Source organism: Streptomyces nanshensis (genome assembly GCF_001751255.1).
Lineage (GTDB): Bacteria > Actinomycetota > Actinomycetes > Streptomycetales > Streptomycetaceae > Streptomyces > Streptomyces nanshensis_A.
Map to the genome: position 1 here is coordinate 1 of NZ_LJGW01000642.1, position 4,574 is coordinate 4,574.

General features: G+C 74.4%; 4 protein-coding genes and 1 riboswitch. All 4 genes read left to right on the forward strand.

Annotated features, from left to right (window positions below; translation table 11 throughout):
* The first annotated feature begins 507 nt into the window (after positions 1 to 507).
* Positions 508 to 683: riboswitch (cobalamin riboswitch) on the forward strand.
* 31 nt (positions 684 to 714) lie between these two features.
* A complete protein-coding gene (locus AN218_RS30710) occupies positions 715 to 2,319 on the forward strand; it encodes an ABC transporter substrate-binding protein (RefSeq protein WP_244900849.1) in 1,605 nt (534 codons plus the stop codon).
* A 2-nt stretch (positions 2,320 to 2,321) separates the two neighbouring features.
* A complete protein-coding gene (locus AN218_RS30715; RefSeq protein ID WP_070020312.1) occupies positions 2,322 to 3,269 on the forward strand; it encodes an ABC transporter permease in 948 nt (315 codons plus the stop codon).
* Positions 3,270 to 3,283: 14 nt separating this feature from the next.
* The gene (locus AN218_RS30720; RefSeq protein WP_244900851.1) at positions 3,284 to 4,156 is read left to right on the forward strand and encodes an ABC transporter permease subunit; all 873 of its coding nucleotides are present in this window, start codon (positions 3,284 to 3,286) and stop codon (positions 4,154 to 4,156) included.
* A partial coding sequence (locus AN218_RS30725; RefSeq protein ID WP_171908859.1) for an ATP-binding cassette domain-containing protein occupies positions 4,153 to 4,574 on the forward strand: 422 nt, incomplete at its 3' end. The genes AN218_RS30720 and AN218_RS30725, both read left to right, overlap by 4 nt.

Genomic DNA, 4,574 nt, shown 5'->3' on the forward strand with positions numbered 1-4,574 from the left:
GGTCGCCGCCGTGGCCGCCGCCACCGGTGTCACCTGTGCCGGCGTCCCCTCCCGCGGATCCGCCGCTCTTCCCCTGCACGGTGCCTTCGCCCTGCTCGGTGCCGCCGGCCGCGCCGTTCACCGCCGGAGAGGAGAACGACGAGGACGGCCGTACGGATTCGGGAACTCCGGTGCCACCGGAGCTGCCGTCACCGTCCGCGCAGCCCGCTGCCGCGAGGAGCGCCCCGGCGGCGACACCGCGTAAGAGCCTGCGTAAGAGATCGCGTAAGTGATATGTCCGTCGGTGTCCCATCGCCACGACTCCCCCTTCGGGCGCCCGCAGGAGGCACCCGCCGACTCGTCCCGCCCCGGCCCCCGCCTCTCCGGGCGGAGGTCTCATCTCCCAACATGGCACCGGGCGGTTCGGTGCCGCCGCCCAACTCAGGCCAGTTTTCCCGCACTTGGGCGGACCTTCACTCCGCGGCGGCCCGCCGCCCGCCCGGCGTGCGGCCCGTTCCCCCTCGTAGGCGACAATGACCTGCGCAGGGCGACGGGGATCAGGAAGCCGGTGGGAATCCGGCACGGTCCCGCCACTGTGACCGGGGAGCGGACCCCAGCGAGGCCACGGCCCGACGTACGGGCTGGAAGGCAGGGGTGAGCGGTGATCCGGGAGTCAGGAGACTGACCCGTCGCCGGTCCACCGACTGGGGCGAGGACACCCCGGGAAGGATCACGATGCCGAGTCGTGCCGTGTCCCCGTACGGAAGCGAACCGGACGGGAAGGGCCCCGACGGCCCGTGCCCGCAGGGGAAGCGGCCGGGCCCAGGCAGGCGCAGCCTGGTCGCGGGCGGCGGGGCGGCGGCGCTCGCCGCGTCGGGGCTGCTCGCGGGGTGCGGACTGGGCGGCGGCGAGGGGAAGCGGGACCGTTTCCGTGCGGCGTTCACCGCGGGCGGCTCGCAGGAGAGCCTCGATCCGCACGTGGCGCCGAACTTCGTCGACCAGGCCCGTGCGAAGGCGCTGTTCGACACGCTCGCCACGTACGACGACGAGATGGCCGTACGGAAGCGTCTCGCCGAGTCCTGGGAGAGCGACCCCTCGGGCCTGCGCTGGCGCATACGGCTGCGGGAGGCGTCCTTCCACGACGGTGCGCCGGTCACGGCGAAGGACGTGCTCTACAGCTACCGCCGCGCCGCCGACCCGAAGACCGGCTCGCCCTCCCAACAGCTCCTGTCCGCCGTGGACTTCGGGGAGAGCCGGGCCCGTGGCCGGCGGGAGCTGACGCTGGTGCTGAAGCGTCCGGACTTCGAGTTCCCCACCGCGTTCGCCGGTCCCGGCACGGAGATCGTGCCCGAGGGCACCACGAGCTTCCGGCATCCGGTGGGCTCCGGACCGTTCCGCTATGTGTCGTTCAGGCCGGGCGGCATCGCGCGCTTCCGCCGCTGGGAGGGGCACTGGTCCGGGGCGCCGCGCCTCGGCGAGCTGGAGATCGTGCCGGCCAACGAGGAGTCCGCGCGCGTCAACGCGCTGCTCTCCGGCCAGGTGCACTACGCGGCCGACATCTCCGGGGCGTTCATCGACCGGCTCGAACGCGCCCGCGCCGTAGAGGTGTTGACCTCGAAGCAGGCCACGGCCCAGCAACTGCTGCTGCGTACCGGACGCAGCCCGTTCGACGATCCGAAGCTGGTGGAGGCGGTGCTGCTGGGCGTCGACCGCGAGGCGCTGGTACGGGTCGCGCTGGCGGGACGGGGCGGCGTCGGCAGCGATCTGTTCGGCAAGGGGCTGCGGGGCTATCCGCCCCAACTGCCCGAGCGGGAACGGGATGTGGCGCGTGCGCGGAAGCTGGTGCGCGAAGCCGGCGCCGACGGGCTGGCGTTCACGCTGGAGACCAGCACCGTGGACGCCTCCTGGGAGTCGGCGGCCACGCTCATCTCGCGGCAACTGCGCGAGGTCGGGCTGCGCGTCACCCCGCACACCCGTGCCTCCGCCACGTACTTCAGCGAGATCCAGGACAAGGGCGTCGCCGCGCTCAACACCACGTCCACGCTGCCGGTTTCGGACTTCCTCCAGCAGCGGATGCGCAGCCGCGCGGCACGCAATCTGACCGGGTTCCGCTCCGGACGCTTCGACGAGCTGATGGACCGTGCCCGCTCCACCCGCGACGAGCAGGACCGGCTGCGGCTGCTGTACCGGGCGCAGCGCATCGCCCGCGAGAAGTCCGGCATGCTCGTGTGGGGGTTCTCCGACGCGAACGACGCGATCGCCTCGTCCGTGCGCGGGCTGCGCGCCGCCGCGCCCAACTCCCATGCCTGGGCCCGTTTCGACGACGTCGAGCTGGGCTGAGCGTGCGCCGTCACGTCCTGCGCCGATGCGCGCTGGCGCTCGCCCAGTGCTTCTTCGCGCTCGTCGTCGTCTTCGCGCTGGACTCGCTGGTGCCGGGAGACACCGCGGACGTCCTCCAGGGCGACCACGGCACACCGCAGCAGGCGGCGGCGCTACGGGAGCGGCTGGGCCTCGACGAGCCGGTGTGGCTGCGCTTCTGGCAGTGGCTTGGGTCCCTGCTCACGGGCGATCCGGGGCGTTCGCTGGTGACGGGGCTGCCGGTGGGCGAGGAGATCGGGCGGCGGCTGGCGGTCTCCCTGGTGCTGGCGCTGCCCGCCCTGGCGCTGGTCGCGCTGCTGGCGCCGCTGCTGGGCGTCGTCGCGGGGCTGCGGGAGGGCAGCCGTACGGACCGGGCGCTCAACTCGGCGGCCCTGCTGCTGCATTCGGTGCCGGAGTTCGTTCTCGCGATGCTGCTGATCGCCTCGGTCTCCCTCGCCGCGGGGCTGCTGCCGGCCACCGCGGCGGGCATGGACGGGGCGGGGCTGCTAGCCGAGCCGGGCGTGCTCGTGCTGCCGGTGGTCGTGCTGACCGCGCGCCAACTGTGCGATCTGGCACGGCAGATACGGGTCGGCGTGGCCGCGCGGCGCGGCAGCGCACCCGCGGAGCATCTGCGGCTGCTGGGGATGCCGGAGCGGCGGGTGGTGTGGCGCCATGTGCTGCCGAGCGCGCTCGCGCCCGCGGTGCAGCAGTTCGCCCGCTGCGTTGAGGGGCTGCTCGGCGGGGCGCTGATCGTGGAGTCGCTGTTCAGCATCCAGGGTGTGGGCACGGGGTTCGTCGAGGCGGTGCAGAACCGCGACACGCCTCAAGTGCAGTCGTACGCGCTGCTGTTCGCGGGCACCGTCGTCGCGGTCAACCTGGCGGGCGATCTGCTCTCGCACCGGCTGACGCCGCGCGCGGAGGCGACGGCGTGACACGGGAAGAGCCTGTGGCGGCCAAGACTGCCGACTCCGGGGCGGCCGGCTCCGTAACGGCGGTGGCCTCCCGGCGCCGGCGCGCGCCGTCGGCCGGCGATCTGCTCGCCTGGCTGCTGCTCGGTCTTCCGGCGCTGCTGGCCCTGGCCGGGCCGCTGATGGCGGGCCCCGAGGGGCCGCCACCGGGCGCGCTCACGCCGCCGTCCCGGCCGCCCGGTCCGGGGCACCCGCTGGGCACGGACGTACTCGACCGCGACGTGCTGTCGCTGGTGCTCCGCGGCGGCCTCACCGTGCTCGGGGGCGCGCTCGGCGCCCTGCTGCTGTGCTACGTACTCGCCGTGCCGCTCGGGCTGTTGGCCGCCGGGGCGCGGCGGCTGCTGGACGAGACGATGATGCGTTCCCTGGATCTGCTGCTGGCGCTGCCCGGTCTGATGCTGCTGCTGGCGCTGGCGGCCACCGGGCGCCGCGGGTGGCTGTGGCTGGTCGTGGTCGCCGCGGTGCTCCAACTCCCGTCCGTGGCACGGCTGGTACGGGCGGCGGCGCTCGCTCCGGGCTGCCGCACGGTCGTCGAGGCGCTGCGGATGCAGGGCAGGGGCTGGGCGTACATCCATCTGCGCCATCTCACCCGGGAGTTGGCGGGGCCGCTGGCGACCGACGCGGGCACCCGCTTCTCCGGCGTGCTCTATCTGCTGGCCTCGGCGAACTTCCTCGGTCTGGGCCTGCCGTCGTCCGCGCCGGACTGGTCGGTGCTCATCGAGCGCAACAGCGACGCCCTGTTCACCCAACCCGCCGCCGTACTGGTGCCCGCGGGGCTGCTGATGTCGCTGTGTGTGGGCGGCAATCTGTGCGTCGACCGGGCGCTCGCACGCCGGAGGGCGGCGGCATGACGGCGGACGGCATCGGGGCAGAGGACCTGCGGGGCGCCATGGGCACGGGAGCGCCGCTGCTGGAGGTACGGCGGCTCTCCGCGCACGCCGCCACGGCGGCCCGACCGCTGCTGCACGAGGTGTCGTTGAGCGTTCCGGCGGGCAGGGTGACCGCCGTCGTGGGCCCCTCCGGGAGCGGCAAGACCACGCTGGGGCTGGCGGCGCTCGGGGCCGCGCGGCCCGGCGTACGGCTCGAAGGGCGGGCGCTGCTGGAGGGCGAGGATCTGCTGGCCGCGGACGAGACGCGGCGGCGCGCGCTGCGGTCGGGCACCACGGGGCATCTGGCGCAGCACCCCGAAACGGTGCTGGATCCGGTGCGCCGTGTCGGCAGCGGGCTGCGCACCGTGGCGGCGCTGCGGCACCGGGGGCGTGCCGCGCG